The sequence below is a fragment of the Marichromatium sp. AB32 genome, assembly GCF_003718675.1.
Classification (GTDB): Bacteria; Pseudomonadota; Gammaproteobacteria; order Chromatiales; family Chromatiaceae; genus Marichromatium; species Marichromatium gracile.
The window spans coordinates 1-17,724 of sequence record NZ_RHFJ01000061.1 but is presented as its reverse complement, the minus strand read 5'-3'; the positions used below and the strand labels follow the sequence as shown (position 1 = coordinate 17,724).

Sequence of the window (17,724 nt, the reverse complement as noted above, 5' to 3'; positions counted from 1 at the left end):
ACCCACCCGCTCGGCGCGCCGCTGGCGGCGCTGATCGCCGAGCAGGCGCTGCCGCTCGAGCCCTTCATCGAGGTGATCGCGCACCAGGACGCGCGCCTCGCCGCGCCCTGCCCGCCGCACTTCGCGGCCCTGGCCGCGCACGCCGAGACCGACCTCGGCGCACTGTTCGAGCTGCTCGCCCGCTGCGAGGGCGAGCGCTCGCCCGAGTCGCTGCGCGAGGCACGAGCGCTCGGCGCCTATTGCCGGCTGATCGCCGGGATCCGCGACGGCGGCTGGTGGTGGCGCCGCGGCCAGCTCGACTTCATCAGTGCCGACCTGCTGCCAAGCGACCAGGGGCAGTTGCCCGAACGACTGCCGACGCTGCTCGCGACCACCGCCGAGCGTGCCGAACAACTGCGTGCCGAGGCCCAGCGCGGCACCTGTCGCGCCCGCAGCGTGCGCATCCGCGCCCGTCTCGCCCGGGTGCTCGCCGCAGAACTCGCCGCCAGCGACTACGCCGTAATCGACCAGCGCATCGCCCTGCCCCCGCTGCGCAAGCTCTGGCACGCCTGGCGCGAGCAACGGCGCTGAGCCATACCGGCAAGACGCAATGCCACGGGCGGCGTCTTGTCGCATCATTCGCATCCATCGACCCGGGCGCCGCAAGCGCTCGGGGCGGACCCAAACAGTCAGCGAGAGACACGACCCATGGAACAACAGAACCAACCACTCCAGGACCGCGTCATCCTGGTCACCGGCGCGCTCGAGGGCATCGGTCGCGCCGTCGCCATGGCCGCCGCCGAGGCCGGCGCCACCGTGGTGCTCTCGGCGATCGACGAGCACGAACTCGATCCCGTCTACGACGCCATCGAGGCGGCCGGGCACCCGCAGCCGGCGATCCTGCCGATCGACCCCGAGGCGGCCACCGCGGATGACTACATCGCCGTGGCCAACATCCTCGGCGACACCTTCGGGCGGCTCGACGGGCTCGCCCACTGCGCCGCCTTCACCCCCTACCTCAGCCGCATCGACGACTACGACGCCGAGGACTGGGAGCGGGTGCTCAAGGTCAACCTCACCGCCCCCTTCATGCTCACCCAGGCCTGTCTGCCGCTGCTGCGCGCCGCCGCCGACCCCTCGGTGGTGTTCACCAGCGATCGCGTCGGCCAGACCGGCAAGGCCTACTGGGGCGCCTTCGCCGCCGCCAAGTTCGGCCTCGAGGGGCTGATGCAGGTGCTCGCCGAGGAGACCAGCGAGGCCGGCCAGATCCGCGTCAACAGCATCGACCCCGGGGTGGTGCGCTGCGCCATGCGCGCGACCCTCTATCCCGGCGAGGACCCGATGCAGCACCCCGCCCCGGAGAGCGTGGTCGAGCCCTATCTGCGTCTGCTCGGCCCCGCCGGGCGCGGCATCACCGGGCAGCGCATCCAGGCCCAGCCGACGGCCTGACGGGACGCGGTGATGAGCAAGACCCACCCGATCGAGGGACTCTACGACCTGATCACCGGCGACGAGGACGCCCGTGTCTGCAAGGACATCCCCAGCGCCTCGTGCAACGATCAGCCGCGCAACTTCTTCGTCTATCTCGGCGCCAACCTGATGAGCAAGGTCGCCGACGAACTCTCCAGCGCCAAGCTGATCCTGCCCTGGCTGTTCGGCTATCTCGGCGCCCCCGGGCTGCTGGTCGGCCTGCTGGTGCCGATCCGCGAGGCCGGGGTGCTGTTGCCACAGCTGGCGGTGGCCGCCTACATCCGCCGCCTGCCGCTGCGCAAGGGGGTGTGGATCCTCGGCTCGGTGCTCTCGGCGCTGGCCCTGGCGCTGATGGCCGTCGCCGCGCTGACCCTGGAGGGCGCGCTCGCCGGCTGGACCATCATCGCGCTGCTGGTGGTCTTCAGCCTGGCGCGCGGGCTGTGCTCGGTCTCGGCCAAGGACGTCCTCGGCAAGACCGTCTCCAAGTCCAGGCGCGGCAACCTGATGGGGCTCTCGGCGGGGATCGCCGGGCTCGCCACCCTGGCGCTCGGTCTCTATCTGCAGTTCGTCGCCGACGCCCACGCCAATATCCTGATCTTCGTCGCCCTGCTGCTCGGCGGCGCGCTCTGCTTCCTGCTCGGCGCCCTGGTGTTCCGGTCGATCCGTGAACAGCCCGGCGCCACCGAGGGCGGCGGCAACGCCATCGCGACCGCGCTCGAGAGCATCGGTCTGCTGCGCAGCGACGCCGACTTCCGCCGCTTCGTGATCGCCCGCTCGGCACTGCTGAGCGTCGCCCTCGCCCCGCCCTTCTACGTCCTGCTGGCACAGGCGCAGAGCGGCGGCGACCTCTCCGGCCTCGGGCTGCTGATCATCGCCAACGGTATCGCCGGCAGCCTCAGCGCACCGCTGTGGGGACGGCTCGGCGACCGCTCGGCGCGTCTGGCGATGGCCCTCGCCGCCGCCCTGGCCGGCGCGACCGGGCTGCTGACCTGGGCGCTGGCGACCAGCGCCAGCCCGCTGCTCGCCGACCCGCTGGCCTTCGCCGGACTCTTCCTGGTGCTCGGCATCGCCCACGCCGGGGTGCGGCTCGGCCGCAAGGTCTATCTGGTCGACATGGCCACCAGCGAGACCCGTGCGGCCATGGTTGCGGTCAGCAACACCGTGATCGGCGTGGTGATGCTCGCCGGCGGCCTGATCGGCGTGCTCGGCGACTACTACGGCGCGGCCAGCGTGATCCTCGCCCTCGCCCTCGGCGCGCTGTTCGCCGCGCTCTACGTCATGCGGCTACGCGAGGTCTCGGAGCCTGACTGAACGTGGCCACCGACCGGAAAGGTTGAACCGCAAAGCCGCAAAGGGCGCGCAGGAGAAAAAAGCCTCCAGCAGTCAGCCTCCAGTCGCCACGGGCGAGCGCCCTCGACAACAGCACGGCTTGGGCGCCAGTGTTTGAGGACAGACAGCCGCTGGCGGCTGGTCGCCGTCAACCTGAACCGCTTCGCGTGCTTCGCGGCTTTGCGGTTCAATCCGCTGGCGACTGGAGGCTGGCGGCTTATTCCCCTTTGCGTCCTTGGTGTCTTCGCGGTTCAATCCCCTGGTAGCTGGTAGCTGGTAGCTGGTAGCTGGTAGCTGGTAGCTGGTAGCTGGTAGCTGGTAGCTGGTAGCTGGTAGCTGATCGCCGGCACCTTGAACCGCTTCGCGTTCTTCGCGGCTTTGCGGTTCAATCCACTGGAGGCTGGAGGCTGGAGGCTGGAGGCTGGAGGCTGAAAAATTCCTTATGCTCGACAGACCGTCATCGGAGCGCTGGAGGCATCATGTCCCGATCCCGTCACCTGCGACTGCTGGTGATCGCAGCATGCTGTTACGCGCCGGTACGGGCGGAGGTCTATCGTTGCGAGGACGAAACCGGGGTGCGCTATCAGCAATCGCCTTGCGAGCGTGGCGAGCACGCGCGCCGGATCGAGACCGAGCCGGTCGACCGCACCGAGGCCGCGGCCTCCGAGGCACGCGCCGCACGCATCCGCGCGCAATTGGAGCAGGAACGCGCGCGCGATCGCGCCGAGGCCGAGGAGCGCCGGGCGCGCAAACTCGAGGAGCGACGCGTCGAGGCCGAGGAGCGCCGCGCGGCGGCGGCCGAGCGCCGCGCCGAGATCGAGGCGGCACGTCCGACGGCCCCACCAGCGATCTACCTCACCCCACCGCCGCATCGCCCGCCACCCTGGGTGCGACCACCCCACCCCCGACCGGAACCGCCCGAACCGGAACCCGAGACCAAGCCCGGCTTTCGGCTGACCCCGCACCCGGGATAGTACGGCGAGACGAAGCAGCCAGCAGCCAGCAGCCAGCAGCCAGCAGCCAGCAGCCAGCAGCCAGCAGGATTGAACCGCAAAGATACCGTCTTGTCCGTCAACCGCCGACCATGCAACACCAGCCTCCCCGACTGGAGGCTGGAAGCTGATCGCTGGAAGCTGGTTCGAACCGCAAAGCCGCGAAGCGCGCAAAGTACATGATGTGTGATGTCGGCGTGAGGCCACTGGCGGCGCGGGTCCGTACCCACTGGCGGCTGATCGCTGGCGGCTTATTCCCCTTCGCGTCCTTTGCGGCTTTGCGGTTCAATCCGCTGACGGCTTTCCCCCCGCCCCGATCACTCCGTCTCGAGCAGTCGCTTGACCGGGCCGAAGCCGCGGCGGTGGGTGGGACAGGGGCCGAGGCGCTGGAGGGCCTCGATATGGGCGCGGGTGGGATAGCCCTTGTGGCCGGCGAAGCCGTAGCCGGGGTAGTCGCGCTCGTAGTCGAGCATCAGCCGGTCGCGCGCAACCTTGGCGATGATCGAGGCGGCGGCGATCTCGGGCACCAGCGCATCACCGCCGACCACGGCGCGCGCCTCCAGCCCCGCGGGCAGCTCCGGGCAGCGATTGCCGTCGACCAGCACCAGACCGGGGGCGGTGGCGAGCCCCTCGACGGCGCGACGCATCGCCAGCATCGAGGCGTGGAGGATGTTGAGTGTCTCGATCTCCTCGACGCTGCCCCAGGCCAGCGACCAGGCCAGGGCGCGCTCGCGGATGGCGTCGTAGAGCGCCTCTCGGCGCTTGGCGCTGAGTCGCTTGGAGTCGTCGAGTCCGGCGATCGGGCGACTGGGGTCGAGGATCACCGCGGCGGCGGCGACCGGGCCGGCGAGCGGGCCGCGGCCGGCCTCGTCGACGCCGGCGGTGAGGACGGGGGCGGTCATCTCGGGGTCTCTCCGATCAGGTCGAGCACTGCGCGCGCGGCCTCGCGGGCGGCGTCGCAGCGCAGGTCACGGTGGATACGGGCGTACTCGCGCTCGATCTCGGCGCGGCGCGCGTGATCGTCGAGCAGCTCGAGCAGCGCCGGGGCGAGCAGCTCGGCGCGACAGCGCGACTGCACGAACTCGGGGGCGAGTTCGCGCCCGGCGAGCAGGTTGGCCATGGCGATGTGCGGCACCTTGACCAGCCCGAGCTGCTTGACCAGGTGATAGGTCAGCGGGTGGAGACGGTAGCCGACCAGCATCGGCCGCCCGAGCAGCAGCGCCTCGAGGGTGGCGGTCCCCGAGGCGGTGAGCACCACATCGGCGGCGCTCATCGCCTCGCGCCCCTGGCCCTCGAGCAGGGTCAGGGGGAGTTCGGGGGCGCAGCGCTGCAGCTCGGCACGGAAGCGCTCGCCGACCCGGGCGTTGATCAGCGGCACCACGAAACGCAGTTCGGGCCGCGCGGCATGGGCCGCGCGGGCGGTCTCGATGAAGGGCGCGGCGAGGCGCTCGACCTCGCCCAGACGACTGCCCGGGAGCAGCGCCACCAGCGGCGCCTCGGGGTCGAGCCCGAGCTCGGCGCGGGCGGCTGCGCGATCGACCTCGAACGGGATCTCGTCGGCCAGCGGGTGACCGACATAGCGTGCCGGCACGCCGTGCTCGCGCAGGAAGCGCTCCTCGAAGGGGAAGATGCTGAGCATCAGGTCGACGGCGCGGCGGATCCCCTTGACCCGCCCCGGTCGCCAGGCCCAGACGGTGGGGCTGACCAGGTGCACGGTGCGGATGCCGGCGTGCCGCGCGCGCCGCTCGAGCCCGAGGTTGAAGTCCGGGGCGTCGACCCCGATCAGCACCGCCGGGCGCTCGCGCAGCATGAAGCGCAGCAGCTCGCGACGCAGCCCGAGCAGCTCGCGCAGCTGGCCGAGCACCTCGGTCAGGCCCATCACCGAGAGCCGCTCCATCTCGAACAGGCTCTCGCAGCCGAGCGCCTGCATCCGTGGTCCGGCGACACCGACGAAGCGCACCCGGGTGTCACCGAGCTGGCGTTGCAGCTCGCGCACCACGGCGGCGCCGAGCAGGTCGCCCGAGGGTTCATTGGCGACGATGCCGATGGTCAGCATGACAGAGGACTCCGCGAGGGGGCGCGACCCGAGGTCAGCGCACGATGCCGCGCGCGCTGGCGGCGATGAAGTCGATCAGTGGGCGCAGCTCGGGGGTCTCGGTGGTCATCGCGGCGATGCGCTCGAGCGCCTCCTCGCGTCTGAGTCCGGCGAGATACAGGCTGCGATAGGCTCGCTTGATCGCCTGGATGGCCGCCGGCTCGAAACCGCGCCGACGCAGCCCCTCGCTGTTGATGCCGTGGGGCGCTGCGGGATGACCGCCGACGGTGACATAGGGCGGCACATCGCGCCCGAGCACCGAGCCCATGGCACAGAAGCTGTGGGCGCCGATGCGGGTAAACTGGTGGACGATGGTGAAACCGCCGAGGATCGCCCAGTCCTGCACCTCGACATGACCGCCGAGCGAGGCGGCATTGGCCATGATCACGTCGTTGCCGATACGGCAGTCGTGGGCGACGTGGGTGTAGGCCATCAGCAGGTTGTCGTCGCCGATGCGGGTGACGCCCTGGTCCTGAACGGTGCCGCGATGGATGGTGACGAACTCGCGGACCTGGTTGCGATCGCCGATCTCCAACCGGGTCGGCTCGCCGGCGTATTTCTTGTCCTGCGGATCCTCGCCGATCGAGGTGAATTGGAAGATGCGGTTGTCGCGCCCGATCCGGGTCGGCCCGCGCACCACCGCGTGCGGACCGATCCGGGTCCCGGCGCCGATCTCGACCTCGGGGCCGATCACCGCGAAGGGGCCGACCTCGACCCCGGGGTCGAGGCGGGCGCCCGGGTCAACGAGGGCGCTGGGATGGATCAAGCAGTGAAGTCCCGGGCGGTACACATGATCTCGGCGGTGGCGACCACCTGGTCATCGACCCGGGCCTCGCCGTCGAACTTCCAGATGCCACGACGCACCGGACCCAGTCGCACCTCCATGATCAGCTGATCACCAGGCTCGACCGGGCGCTTGAAGCGGGCCTTGTCGATGCCGACGAAGTAGTAGAGCGATTTCTCGCCGACCTGTTCGGGACGTGAGGCCATCGCCAAGAGCCCCGTGGCCTGGGCCATGGCCTCGACGATCAGCACGCCCGGCATCACCGGACGCACCGGGAAGTGGCCGGTGAAGAAGGGCTCGTTGATGGAGACGTTCTTCATCGCGATCAGATACTCGTCGACCTTGTAGTCGAGCACCCGATCGACCAGCAGGAAGGGATAGCGATGCGGCAGCAGACTCATCACCTTGTGGATGTCCATCATCTTGCCCGCTTCCTGCATCTGCGCGGAATCCGCCACAACCTGAGATCCCGCCATTAGCAACCCCCCTGCCCTGTTGTCTGTTTCATTGTTTCGATGTGTGTCTCTAGCTGTTTGATTCGGCGCGTCAGCTCGTCGAGATGTCTGAAGCGCGCCACGTTACGCCGCCAATCCGCGCTCGGCATCGCCGGGACACCGCTGCTGTAGAGCCCGGGCTCGGGGAAGGAGCGGGTGACCATGGCCATCCCGGTGAAGTGGACGTTGTCGCCGATCTCGAGGTGGCCGGCCATGCCGACGGCACCGGCGATGGTGCAGTTGCGTCCGATCCGGGTCGAGCCCGAGATCCCGGTGTTGGCGGCGATGGCGGTATTGTCGCCAATTTCGACGTTGTGGCCGATCTGGATGTGATTATCCAGCTTGACCCCGTCGCCGATCAGGGTGTCGCCGATCGCACCGCGATCGACCGAGGTGTTGGCGCCGATCTCGACGTCATCGCCGAGCACCGCCCGCCCGACCTGGGGGATGCGCTCCCAGCGCTCGCCGTCCTTGGCGAAACCGAAGCCCTCGCGTCCGATCACCGCGCCGGGATGGAGCAGCGCCCGCGCGCCGACCACCGCACCCTCGCACAGGGTGACCCGGGCGACCAGACGCGACTCGGCGCCGATGCGCACCCCGCGCCCGATCACGCAGCTCGGCCCGACAAACACCCCGGGACCGATCTCGGCCTCGGCCTCGACCACGGAGAGCGGGCCGACCCAGGCGCTGGGATCGATCCGCGCGGCGGGGTCGACGACCGCGCTCGGATGCACGCCGCCGACGACCGGTTCGCGCGGATGGAGGATGCGCGCGGCACGGGCATAGGTGAGATAGGGGTTATCGCTGATCAGCACCGGCACCGCGGCGTGCTCGGCATCGGCCTCGGTGAGGATCACCGCACCGGCGCGGGTCTCGGCGAGGTGACGACGGTACTTGCGATCGCCGAGAAAGCTCAGGCTGTCCGCGGTCGCATCGGTCAGCCGCGCGACACGCGCGAGACGGACGGCACCATCACCACGCACAGGCACGCCGAGGCGTGCCGCGAGTTCTTTCAGACTGATTTCCAAGGGATTCACCTCTGGGCGGCCGGCGCGCACAAGGCGTCGGTCACCGTTTTTCGAACTCCGCCTTGAGGCGCTCGATGACCAGATCGGAGATATCGATACGATCACTGAAATAGACCACGCCCTCGGTGATCACCAGATCGATATCCTGCTCCTTGGCCAGCTCGACCACCACCTCCTGGACCTGGCGGGCCAGCTTGGTGCGAAGCTCGTTCTGACGCAGCACGAAGTCCTCCTGGAACTCGTCGCGGGCGTACTTCAGCTTGCGGGTGCGGCTACGGATGTCGTTCTGCAGCCGCTGGATCTCGCTCTCGCTCATCAGCGCGCCGTCGCGCTCGAGCTTGCGCTGCAGCGCGGCGACCTGCTCCTGCTGCTCGCGCAGGGTGCGTTCGCGCTCCTCGAGCTCACGCTGCAGGGCATCGCCCGCGGCATCATACTGGGGCGACTGCTCGACCACCCGATTGGGGTCGACCACCGCGATACGGTAGCCCTCGACGGCGTCCTCGGCCAGGGCCTGGGTGGCGACCAGCAGCAGGACGATCGAGACGATGAGACGGAAATTCACGGGTACCCTCCCCTGGATCAGAAGGTCTGACCGAATCCGAACTGGAACACCTGGGTCTCGTCGCCATCCTTCTCGTTGAGCGGATAGGCCACGCTCACCGACAGCGCCCCGACCGGCGAGAGCCAGCTCACCGACAGACCGGCCGAGTAGCGCAGATCGCCGAGGTCGAAGCCGGTGTTGTCGACCAGCGAGGAGTCATCGGTCAACCAGACGTTGCCGAAGTCGAAGAAGGCGCCGAGCCGCAGCGTCTTCTCGAACTCGCCGCCGACCGGCGGCGGGGCGAACAGCTCGATGCTGCCGACCAGCTTGAGATTGCCGCCGACCGGGTCGTTGGTACTGAGCTCGCGCGGGCCGAGTGTGTTGGCCTGCCAGCCACGCACCGAGCGCGGACCACCGGCGTAGAAGTTCTCGAAGAAGGGCAGATAATCGATCTCGCCGTAACCGTCGCCGTAGGCGAGGTCGCCGCTCAACGAGAAGACGAAGCGCGAGGTCAGCGGGATGTAGATCTGCTCCTTGTAGGTGAGCTTGTAGTACTCCAGATCGCTGCCCGGGAGAGCGACCTCGGCGCGCAGGGTGCGCAGCGCGCCGCGGGTCGGGAACAGCGCGGTGTCACGCGAGTCGCTGGAGTAGTTGGCAGAGAGCACGAAGTCGTTGAAGGTGTGCCCGTTGCGCGCGACGAACTCATCGGCCAGCTCCGACTCGCCCGGCGAGAAGTCGGTGTACTGGTAGCGCAGACCGAGACCGGCGCGGCTGGTGTCGGAGATCGGCAACCCGAAGGAGAAGCCGGCGACACCGACGTCGGTGGAGTAGTCGGCGCCGATCAGCTCGTCGTAGTCGGTCTCCTGGTAGGAGAGGTTGAAGCCGCGACTGATGCCATCGACCGTGTAGTACGGATTGGTGTAGGCGAGCTGATAGCGACGGTTGGCGGTACTGGTGTTGAAGGCCAGCGCCACGCGCTTGCCGGTGCCGAGGAAGTTGTTCTGGGTGACGCTGGCGTTGAGCAGGATGCCCTGCGACTGCGAGAAGCCGATACCGGCGGCGAGGTTGCCCGCGGGCTTCTCCTCGACGGTGACGTCGACGTCGACCTGATCGGGCGAGCCCGGGACCGGCGGGGTCTCGATGCTGACATCGTCGAAGTAGCCGAGACGCTGCAGCCGCTCGCGCGACTTGCGCACCAGATCGGCGGAGAACCAGGCGGTCTCGAGCTGGCGCATCTCGCGCCGCAACACCTCGTCACGGGTGCGGGTGTTGCCCTTCATGTTGACGCGACGGACATAGACGCGCTTGCCCGGGTCGACGAAGAAGGTCACCGCCACCTCGTGCGACTCCTCGTCGATCTCGGGCACGGTGTTGACGTTGGCGAAGGCATAGCCCTCGTCGCCGAGCAGGTTGGAGATGCGCTCGGCGCTCTCGGTGACGTGCTTGCGCGAGAACAGATCGCCGCGTGTGAGCTCGATCAGCGGGAAGAGCTTCTCGGTCGGCACCGAGGGCTCGCCGGCGAGCTGGATGTCGCTGATGCGGTAGGGCTCACCCTCGTCGATGACGACGGTGACATAGATCTCCTTCTTGTCGGCGCTGATCGAGACCTGGGTCGACTTGATCTCGAACTTGATGTAGCCGCGATCGAGATAGAAGGCGCGCAGCCGCTCCAGGTCACCGGCGAGCTTCTGCTTGGAGTACTGGTCGTTCTTCGAGTAGAACGAGCTCCAGCGCGTCGGCCCCAGCTCGAACTGCTGACGCAGCGCCTTCTCGCTGAAGGCATCGTTACCGATGATGTTGATCTGCTTGATGCGCGCGGTCAGCCCCTCGGTGATCTCGATGCGCACCGCCACCCGGTTGCGCTCGAGCGGCGAGACGGTCGACTGCACCAACACGCCGTACTTGCCGCGGGCGAAGTACTGGCGCTCGAGTTCCTGCTCGATGCGATCGAGCACCGAGCGGTTGAACACCCGCCCTTCCTTGAGGCCGATGTCGGCGAGCGCGGAGTCGAGCGCCTCGGTCTCGATGTCCTTGTTGCCGACGATCTCGATCTCGGCGATCGCCGGACGCTCGCGCACCCACAGCACCAGCACGTTGCCGTCGCGCTCGACGCGGACGTCATCGAAGAAACCGGTGCGATAGAGCGAGCGGATGATGCCGCCGGTGACGCCGTCACCAACGGTGTCGCCGACCTGGACGGGCAGGTAGTTGAACACCGTGCCGGGGGCGATGCGTTGCAGCCCCTCGACACGGATGTCGGCAATCTGGAACACCTCGGCCAGCGCCGAGACGGGCATCGTCAGCAGCAGGACGAGCAGCAGGATCGGTCGCCGGACGCGGCCGCGTGGATTCGGAGATATCGCGCGCAAGAGAGAGTCCTCTGGATCGAGCCGAGTGTGCGACGCAGTCGACGGTCGAGGGGCGCTAGTATAAGGGATCGAGCGGGTCTAGCCAAAGAGCCGGGAGAGATCGACGTAAAAGGCGAGTGACATCAACCCCGCCAGCAGCACCAGACCGACCTTCTGCGCCTGCACCTGGGCGCCCTCGGAGACGGGACTGCCCTTGACCCACTCGATCAGGAAGTAGACCAGATGGCCGCCGTCGAGCATCGGGATCGGCAACAGGTTGAGCACGCCGAGACTGATGCTGACCACGGCGAGGAACTTGACGAAGGCATCGAGCCCGTAGCTGGCGGTCCGTCCGGCGGTCTCGGCGATGGTGATCGGGCCGCTGAGGTTCTCCACCGAGGCCTGGCCGACCAGCATCCGCCCGACCACCTTGAGCATCATCACGCTGGTGTCCAGGGTCTTGTCGGCGGCCTTGACCAGTGCCTCGATCGGCCCGTAGTGGACCTCGACACGATAGTCGGCCATCAGGTCCTCGGGCATCTCCACGCCGGCGCCGATGCGCCCAGTACGCCCGCCCTCGGCATCCTCCACCGCACGCGGGATCACCGTCAGCGACAGCGGCTCACCAGCACGCACGATCTCGACGGCGATCGGTGTCTGCGGACGCTCACGCACCCAGTCGACCCAATCGCGCCAGCCGGCGATGGCGGTGCCGTCGGCGCTGAGGATGCGATCCCCCGGCATGAACCCGGCCTGCTCGGCAGGCTCCCCGGCCACCACCCGACCGATCACCGGCGCCACCCGCGGGCGCTCGGGCTCGAGCCCGAGCTGGCCGACCAGATCGGGCGACTCGGCGATCGAGGCCAGGGCCGCGGCCGGCAACACGCGCGCCGCCTCGGCACCGTCCTTCTCGCGCACCTGGACCGCCACCGCCCCACCCTCGAGCGCCTCGGCGGTAAGCGCGAACAGCGCCGTCTCCCAGCTCTGCACCGGGCGGTCACCGATGCGCAGCAACTCGTCCCCAGGCGCGAAACCGGCCTGCTCGGCCACCGACTCGGCGGCGACCTCGCCGATCACCGGGCGCAGCCCAGTGTCACCGGCGACGAACAGCCCCCAGTAGGCGAGTACCGCAAAGAGCAGGTTGAACAGCGGCCCGGCGACCACCACCGCGCTGCGCTTCCACAGCCGCTGACGGTTGAAGGCGCGATGCAGCTCGGCCTCGTCGACCGCCTCCTCGCGCTCGTCGAGCATCCGCACATAGCCGCCGAGCGGGATGGCGGCGATCACGTATTCGGTCTGGTCGGCGCCGCGCCGCCAGCGCAACAGCGGCCGACCGAAGCCGATGGAGAAGCGCAGGACCTTGATCCCCACCCGTCGCGCGACCCAGAAGTGACCGAACTCGTGGACCGCGATGAGGATCCCGAGGGCGACGATGAAAGCGGCGATGGTGAAGAGGAGGTCCATATGCGACTAGCTGACCCGCTGTCTGACGAACAGTTCCGCGCGCTCGCGCGCCTGACGATCGACCTCGAGCAGGAAGGCGACGTCCACGCCCTCGACCGAGACGTTGGGGATGGCCTCGAGGGTACCGCCGACCACGGCGGCGATGCCGGGGAAGTCGATGCGCCCGTCGAGGAAGGCGGCCACCGCCACCTCGTTGGCGGCGTTGAGCACCGCCGGCGCGGTCCCACCCTGCTCGGCGGCCTGGAAGGCCAGCGCCAGACAGGGGAAGCGCTCGAAGTCCGGGGCCTGGAAATCGAGCCGGGCGACGGCGAACAGGTCGAGCGGCTCGACCCCGGAGGCGAAGCGCTCGGGCCAGGCCATGGCGTGGGCGATCGGGGTGCGCATGTCGGGATTGCCGAGTTCGGCGAGCACCGAGCCGTCGGTGTACTGCACCAACGAGTGGATCATGCTCTGCGGGTGCACCACCACCTGGATACGACTGGTATCGGTACCGAACAGCCAGCAGGCCTCGATCACCTCCAGCCCCTTGTTCATCATCGTCGCCGAATCGACCGAGATCTTGCGCCCCATCGCCCAGGTCGGGTGGGCGCAGGCCTGCTCCGGGGTGACGCCGGCGAGGCGCTCGAGCGGCCAGTCGCGGAAGGGTCCGCCGGAGGCGGTGAGCAGGATGCGCTCGACGCCGACGCGTTCGAGCCCGTCGGCGAAGTTCGCCGGCAGGCACTGGAAGATGGCGTTGTGCTCGCTGTCGATCGGCAGCAGCTCGGCGCCGCTGTCGGCGACGGCCTGCATCAGCAGCGCGCCGGCGACCACCAGCGACTCCTTGTTGGCGAGCAGCACCCGCTTGCCGACGCGCGCGGCGGCCAGGGTCGGGCGCAACCCGGCGGCACCGACGATCGCGGCCATCACATAGTCGGCCTCGGGCATCGCCGCAACCTGCTCGAGCCCCTCGACGCCCTCGAGCACCTCGGGCCGGTCGGGCATGTCGGCGAGCAGCGCGCGCAACCGCGCGGCGGCGGCGGCATCGACCATCACCGCAAACAGCGGGCGATGCGCGCGGCACTGCTCGGCCATGCGCTCGGCATCGGTGTTGGCGGTCAGGGCCACGGCCCGGAAACGGTCGGGATGGCGGGCGAGCACGTCGAGCGTGCTGACCCCGATCGACCCCGTCGAGCCAAGTACGGTCACGCCTATCACTTATCGAACTCCGATCAAGGTGGTGCCCAACAGGAACAGGGGCGCGGCCGCGGTCAGGCTGTCGATACGATCGAGCATGCCACCGTGACCGGGCAGGAGCTGGCCCGAGTCCTTTGCGCCACAGCGGCGCTTGAGCAGGCTTTCGTAAAGATCCCCGGCCACCGAGATCAGCGCGGTCGCGGCGCTGATCAACAACAGCAGGAGCCCATGCAGCGGCGCGAGCCCCTGGAGCCAGGCGAACACCAGTGCGCACAGCACCGCCCCCAGGACGCCGCCGTAGACGCCGGCGCGGGTCTTGCCGGGACTGAGCACCGGGGCGAGCTTGGTCCGTCCCCAGCGCCGACCGGCGAAATAGGCGCCGGTATCGGCGCTCCAGATGACGAAGAGCAGGAAGAGCACCAGCGCCGGCCCACCGGGGGCGTCGTGCAGTGTCACCAGCGCAGCCCAGGGCGCGACCAGCACCAGCAGCCCGACGGCCAACAGCCGCCCGTCGACGCCAGCGGCCGGGACGATCCGGCGCATCGACAACAGTCGGCGGATCTGCCACAGCCACCACAGCGCGCTGGCGATGGCCAGCCAGAACAACCCCTGAGGGAATGGCCAGAGCAGCGCCATGGCGCCGCCCACCAGCAGCGGATAGAGCGCCCGCAGGCGCTGACCGGCGACGCCGGCGAGCGCCGCCCACTCCCAGGCGCCGACCCCGATCACCCCGGCCAGGACCAGCGCGAACAGTGGCGTCGGCAGCCACAGCACCGCGCCGATGACCAGCGGCACCAGTGCCAACGCGGTGAGTGTGCGCTGGCGCAGCGCGCTTGTCGTTGCAACGGCCATGCAATCAACCCCGTCCATAGCGGCCGACCGCGCTCAGTGCCTCGACCTGCTCGCCGGTGCGGCCGAAACGGCGCTGGCGGCCGGCGTAGAAATCGAGCGCCTCGGCAAAGGCCGAGGCATCGAAGTCCGGCCACAGCACCGGACTGAAGAAGAGTTCCGAGTAAGCCGACTGCCAGAGCATGAAGTTGCTCAGACGCTGCTCGCCGCCGGTGCGGATGAAGAGGTCGGGCTCGGGGAGATCGGGAAAGGAGAGACGCTCGGCGAGTGCCGTCTCGTCGATACTGTCGGGATCGAGCGACCCGGCCTGGACATCGGCGACCAGTTGGCGCGCAGCGCGGGTGATGTCCCAACGCCCGCCGTAATTGGCCGCCACCTGCAGATTGAGACCGGTATTCTCAGCGGTCAGCTGTTCGGCCTCGGCGATGCGTTGCTGGAGCCGCTCGGAGAAGGCGACGCGCTCGCCGATCACCCGCAACCGCACATCGTGCTGGTGCAGCCGCCGGACCTCGCCGCGCAGCGCACTCATGAACAGCTCCATGAGGATGTTGACCTCGGAGGGCGGGCGGCGCCAGTTCTCGCTACTGAAGGCGAACAGGGTGAGGGTTCCGACACCCCGACGCACGCTCTCCTCGACCACCGCGCGCACACTCTTGACGCCCTCGCGGTGACCAGCTGTACGCGGCATCCCTCGCCGCTTTGCCCAGCGCCCATTGCCGTCCATGATGATGGCGACATGAGCGGGCACCGGGGTCTCGGGGGCGGCGACGACGCCGGGAGACGTTACAGTTTCCACAATACTTGAACAGGCTGGCACCGTGCCCCTGGTCAGATCGACATCAGGTCCTCTTCCTTCTCGGCGAGGACGACATCGATCTCCTTGACGTTCTGATCGGTGAGCTTCTGCACGATCTCCTGACCACGACGCTCGTCGTCCTCGGAGATCATCTTCTCCTTGACCAGCTCCTTGAGCTCGTTGTTGGCGTCGCGACGGATGTTGCGGATCGCCACGCGCGCCTGCTCGGCCTCGCTGCGAGCGACCTTGATCAGATCGCGACGACGCTCTTCGGTGAGCGGCGGCATCGGTACGCGGATCACGGTGCCGGCAGAGTTCGGGTTGAGGCCGAGATCGGACTGCATGATCGCCTTCTCGATCGCCTGCACCAGGTTCTTCTCCCAGGGCACCACGCTCAGGGTACGGGCATCCTCGGCGTTGATGTTGGCGACCTGACGGATCGGCACATCGGAGCCGTAGTAGGAGACCATGACGTGATCGAGCAGCGAGGGGTGGGCACGACCGGTGCGAATCTTCGCCAGCTCGTGCGACAGCGCCTCGACGCTCTTGGCCATGCGTTCTGCAGCGTCTTTCTTGATATCGTCGATCATGTTAGTTCCCGCTTACGACCAGCGAGCCGATGTCCTCGCCGCGGACCAGCCGCAGCAGGGCACCCGACTCGTTGATGTTCATTACACGCAGTGGCATTCCATGGTCCCGACAGAGCACGATCGCCGTCGTATCCATGACCTTGAGACCCTCGCGCAGCGCCTGATCGTAGCTGATCCGGCTGTAGAAGACCGCGTCGGGGTGCTGGACCGGGTCGGCGGAATAGATGCCGTCGACCTTGGTCGCCTTGACCAGCAGTTCCGCGCCCACCTCGATCGCGCGCAGACTGGCCGCCGAATCGGTGGTGAAGAAGGGATTGCCGGTGCCGGCGGCGAAGATCACCACCCGCCCCTTGTCGAGATGGCGCATGGCGCGCCGACGGATGTAGTCCTCGCAGACCTGGTTGATCTTCAGCGCCGACATCACCCGGCAGGAGACCTCCAGGCGCTCGAGCGCATCCTGCATCGCCAGGGCATTCATCACCGTCGCCAGCATCCCCATCTGGTCGCCGGTGACGCGATCCATGCCCCGCGCCGCCAGACCGGCGCCACGGAAGATGTTGCCCCCGCCGATGACGAGCGCGACCTGGACGCCATCGGCCGCCAGGTCGCGGACCTCGCACGCAAAGCGCTCGAGGATATCCGGGTCGATACCGTGTCCTCCCCCACCCATCAGCGCCTCACCACTGAGTTTGAGCAGAATGCGTCGATAGGCTGGGGCGGCGGCGGTCATGCCCGGTATACCTCGTCAGGGTTGCGATCGGGGAAAGCGTTTCTTCAGTGTCGGTCAGGATACAGCAGACGATCAGCTGCCGCGAACCTGAGCCATCACCTCTTCGGCGAAGTTCTCGGTCTTCTTCTCGATGCCCTCGCCGACCTCGACGCGCGAGAAACGACGCACCTGAGCGCCGGCCTGCTTGAGCAGCTTCTCGACCGACTGGTCGGGATCCTTGACGAAGGCCTGACCGAGCAGGGTGATCTCCTCGAGGTACTTGCGCACCCGGCCCTCGATGATCTTCTCGACGATCGCCTCGGGCTTGCCGCTCTCGAGCGCCTGAGCCTTGAAGATCTCGCGCTCCTTCTCGAGGGTCTCGGCGGGCACCTGCTCGGCGCTCACGCACAGCGGCTTGCTGGCGGCCACGTGCATGGCGATGTCGCGGCCCAGGGTGGCGTCGCCGCCGACCAGCTCGACCACCACGCCGATACGCGCGCCGTGGCTGTAGCTGTAGAGGGCACCCTCGACGTCGTCGAAACGCACCAGACGGCGCAGCTGGACGTTCTCGCCGATCTTGGCCACCAGCGCGGCGCGTGCGCCCTCGACGGTGGTCTCGGCATCACCGGCGAGCGGCAGCGCGGCGAGCGCCTCGACATCGGCCGCGTCGCTGTTCAGCGCGGTGGCCACGGCGGCCTCGGCGAAGGCCTCGAAGTTGGAGTCCTTGGCGACGAAGTCGGTCTCGCAGTTGACCTCGAGCTGCACGCCGCGCTTGCCGTCCTCGGCGATGGCAACCATCACCACACCCTCGGCCGCGGTACGGCCGGATTTCTTCGCCGCTTTCGCCTGGCCGGACTTGCGCATCGCCTCGATGGCTGCCTCGATGTCGCCGTTGCTCTCGACCAGCGCCTTCTTGCACTCCATCATGCCGGCGCCGGTGCGCTCGCGCAGTTCCTTCACCAATGCCGCGGTAATCGCCATGTCTAAGCTACCTCTGCCGCCCCTGCGGGCGATTGAATTCGGGATCTCGGAAAGGGCCCGCCGTCATCCATGATGACGGCGGGCCCAGGGAATCTGTGAGAT

Annotated in this window: 18 protein-coding genes; 4 read left to right on the top strand and 14 right to left on the bottom strand. The window is 68.5% G+C overall.

The genetic code is table 11. The features are described from left to right. From EBL85_RS14290 to EBL85_RS14275, 4 genes are all read left to right on the top strand, one after another. The coding region (locus EBL85_RS14290) for a squalene/phytoene synthase family protein (protein WP_148040556.1) at positions 1-570 on the top strand (570 nt) is incomplete at its 5' end. Positions 571-687: 117 nt separating this feature from the next. Further along, a complete protein-coding gene (locus tag EBL85_RS14285; protein ID WP_123140401.1) occupies positions 688-1,428 on the top strand; it encodes an SDR family NAD(P)-dependent oxidoreductase in 741 nt (246 codons plus the stop codon). A 12-nt stretch (positions 1,429-1,440) separates the two neighbouring features. After that, positions 1,441-2,760 (top strand): MFS transporter, encoded by a 1,320-nt coding sequence (locus EBL85_RS14280; RefSeq protein WP_123143258.1) that lies wholly within the window; start codon positions 1,441-1,443, stop codon positions 2,758-2,760. A 497-nt stretch (positions 2,761-3,257) separates the two neighbouring features. Beyond that, a complete protein-coding gene (locus EBL85_RS14275; RefSeq protein WP_123143257.1) occupies positions 3,258-3,752 on the top strand; it encodes a DUF4124 domain-containing protein in 495 nt (164 codons plus the stop codon). A gap of 335 nt (positions 3,753-4,087) precedes the next feature. Here EBL85_RS14275 and rnhB read toward each other — a convergent pair whose 3' ends face one another. From rnhB to tsf, 14 genes are all read right to left on the bottom strand, one after another. After that, positions 4,088-4,672: a ribonuclease HII gene (gene rnhB, locus EBL85_RS14270; RefSeq protein ID WP_123140404.1), complete on the bottom strand. Its 585-nt coding sequence runs from the start codon at positions 4,670-4,672 to the stop codon at positions 4,088-4,090. Further along, the gene (gene lpxB / locus EBL85_RS14265) at positions 4,669-5,826 is read right to left on the bottom strand and encodes a lipid-A-disaccharide synthase (RefSeq protein WP_123140405.1); all 1,158 of its coding nucleotides are present in this window, start codon (positions 5,824-5,826) and stop codon (positions 4,669-4,671) included. The genes rnhB and lpxB overlap by 4 nt, the downstream gene beginning before the upstream one ends. A gap of 34 nt (positions 5,827-5,860) precedes the next feature. Further along, positions 5,861-6,631, bottom strand: coding sequence for an acyl-ACP--UDP-N-acetylglucosamine O-acyltransferase (gene lpxA / locus EBL85_RS14260; protein ID WP_123140406.1), 771 nt, complete (start codon positions 6,629-6,631; stop codon positions 5,861-5,863). Then, positions 6,628-7,071, bottom strand: a complete 444-nt coding sequence (gene fabZ / locus EBL85_RS14255) for a 3-hydroxyacyl-ACP dehydratase FabZ (protein WP_123140431.1) — start codon at positions 7,069-7,071, stop codon at positions 6,628-6,630. The genes lpxA and fabZ overlap by 4 nt, the downstream gene beginning before the upstream one ends. Before the next feature lie 53 nt (positions 7,072-7,124). Beyond that, complete coding sequence (gene lpxD, locus EBL85_RS14250) at positions 7,125-8,171, bottom strand: UDP-3-O-(3-hydroxymyristoyl)glucosamine N-acyltransferase (protein ID WP_123140407.1); 1,047 nt, start codon at positions 8,169-8,171, stop codon at positions 7,125-7,127. Positions 8,172-8,211: 40 nt separating this feature from the next. Then, the gene (locus EBL85_RS14245; RefSeq protein ID WP_123140408.1) at positions 8,212-8,733 is read right to left on the bottom strand and encodes an OmpH family outer membrane protein; all 522 of its coding nucleotides are present in this window, start codon (positions 8,731-8,733) and stop codon (positions 8,212-8,214) included. A 17-nt stretch (positions 8,734-8,750) separates the two neighbouring features. Then, positions 8,751-11,081 carry an outer membrane protein assembly factor BamA gene (gene bamA, locus EBL85_RS14240; protein WP_123140409.1) on the bottom strand — a complete coding sequence of 777 codons (2,331 nt, stop codon included), beginning with the start codon at positions 11,079-11,081 and terminating at the stop codon, positions 8,751-8,753. A 78-nt stretch (positions 11,082-11,159) separates the two neighbouring features. Continuing rightward, a complete protein-coding gene (gene rseP / locus EBL85_RS14235) occupies positions 11,160-12,524 on the bottom strand; it encodes an RIP metalloprotease RseP (RefSeq protein ID WP_123143256.1) in 1,365 nt (454 codons plus the stop codon). A 6-nt stretch (positions 12,525-12,530) separates the two neighbouring features. Beyond that, positions 12,531-13,718 (bottom strand): 1-deoxy-D-xylulose-5-phosphate reductoisomerase, encoded by a 1,188-nt coding sequence (gene ispC, locus EBL85_RS14230; protein WP_123140411.1) that lies wholly within the window; start codon positions 13,716-13,718, stop codon positions 12,531-12,533. Further along, positions 13,719-14,549, bottom strand: coding sequence for a phosphatidate cytidylyltransferase (locus EBL85_RS14225; RefSeq protein ID WP_123143255.1), 831 nt, complete (start codon positions 14,547-14,549; stop codon positions 13,719-13,721). It lies immediately after the preceding gene. A gap of 4 nt (positions 14,550-14,553) precedes the next feature. Next, positions 14,554-15,294, bottom strand: coding sequence for a polyprenyl diphosphate synthase (gene uppS / locus EBL85_RS14220; protein WP_223806158.1), 741 nt, complete (start codon positions 15,292-15,294; stop codon positions 14,554-14,556). A gap of 80 nt (positions 15,295-15,374) precedes the next feature. Further along, positions 15,375-15,932 carry a ribosome recycling factor gene (gene frr, locus EBL85_RS14215; RefSeq protein WP_123140414.1) on the bottom strand — a complete coding sequence of 186 codons (558 nt, stop codon included), beginning with the start codon at positions 15,930-15,932 and terminating at the stop codon, positions 15,375-15,377. A 1-nt stretch (position 15,933) separates the two neighbouring features. Next, positions 15,934-16,662 carry a UMP kinase gene (pyrH, locus tag EBL85_RS14210; protein ID WP_123140415.1) on the bottom strand — a complete coding sequence of 243 codons (729 nt, stop codon included), beginning with the start codon at positions 16,660-16,662 and terminating at the stop codon, positions 15,934-15,936. A 72-nt stretch (positions 16,663-16,734) separates the two neighbouring features. Then, the gene (gene tsf / locus EBL85_RS14205) at positions 16,735-17,622 is read right to left on the bottom strand and encodes a translation elongation factor Ts (protein ID WP_062275515.1); all 888 of its coding nucleotides are present in this window, start codon (positions 17,620-17,622) and stop codon (positions 16,735-16,737) included. Between the last annotated feature and the right edge of the window lie 102 nt (positions 17,623-17,724).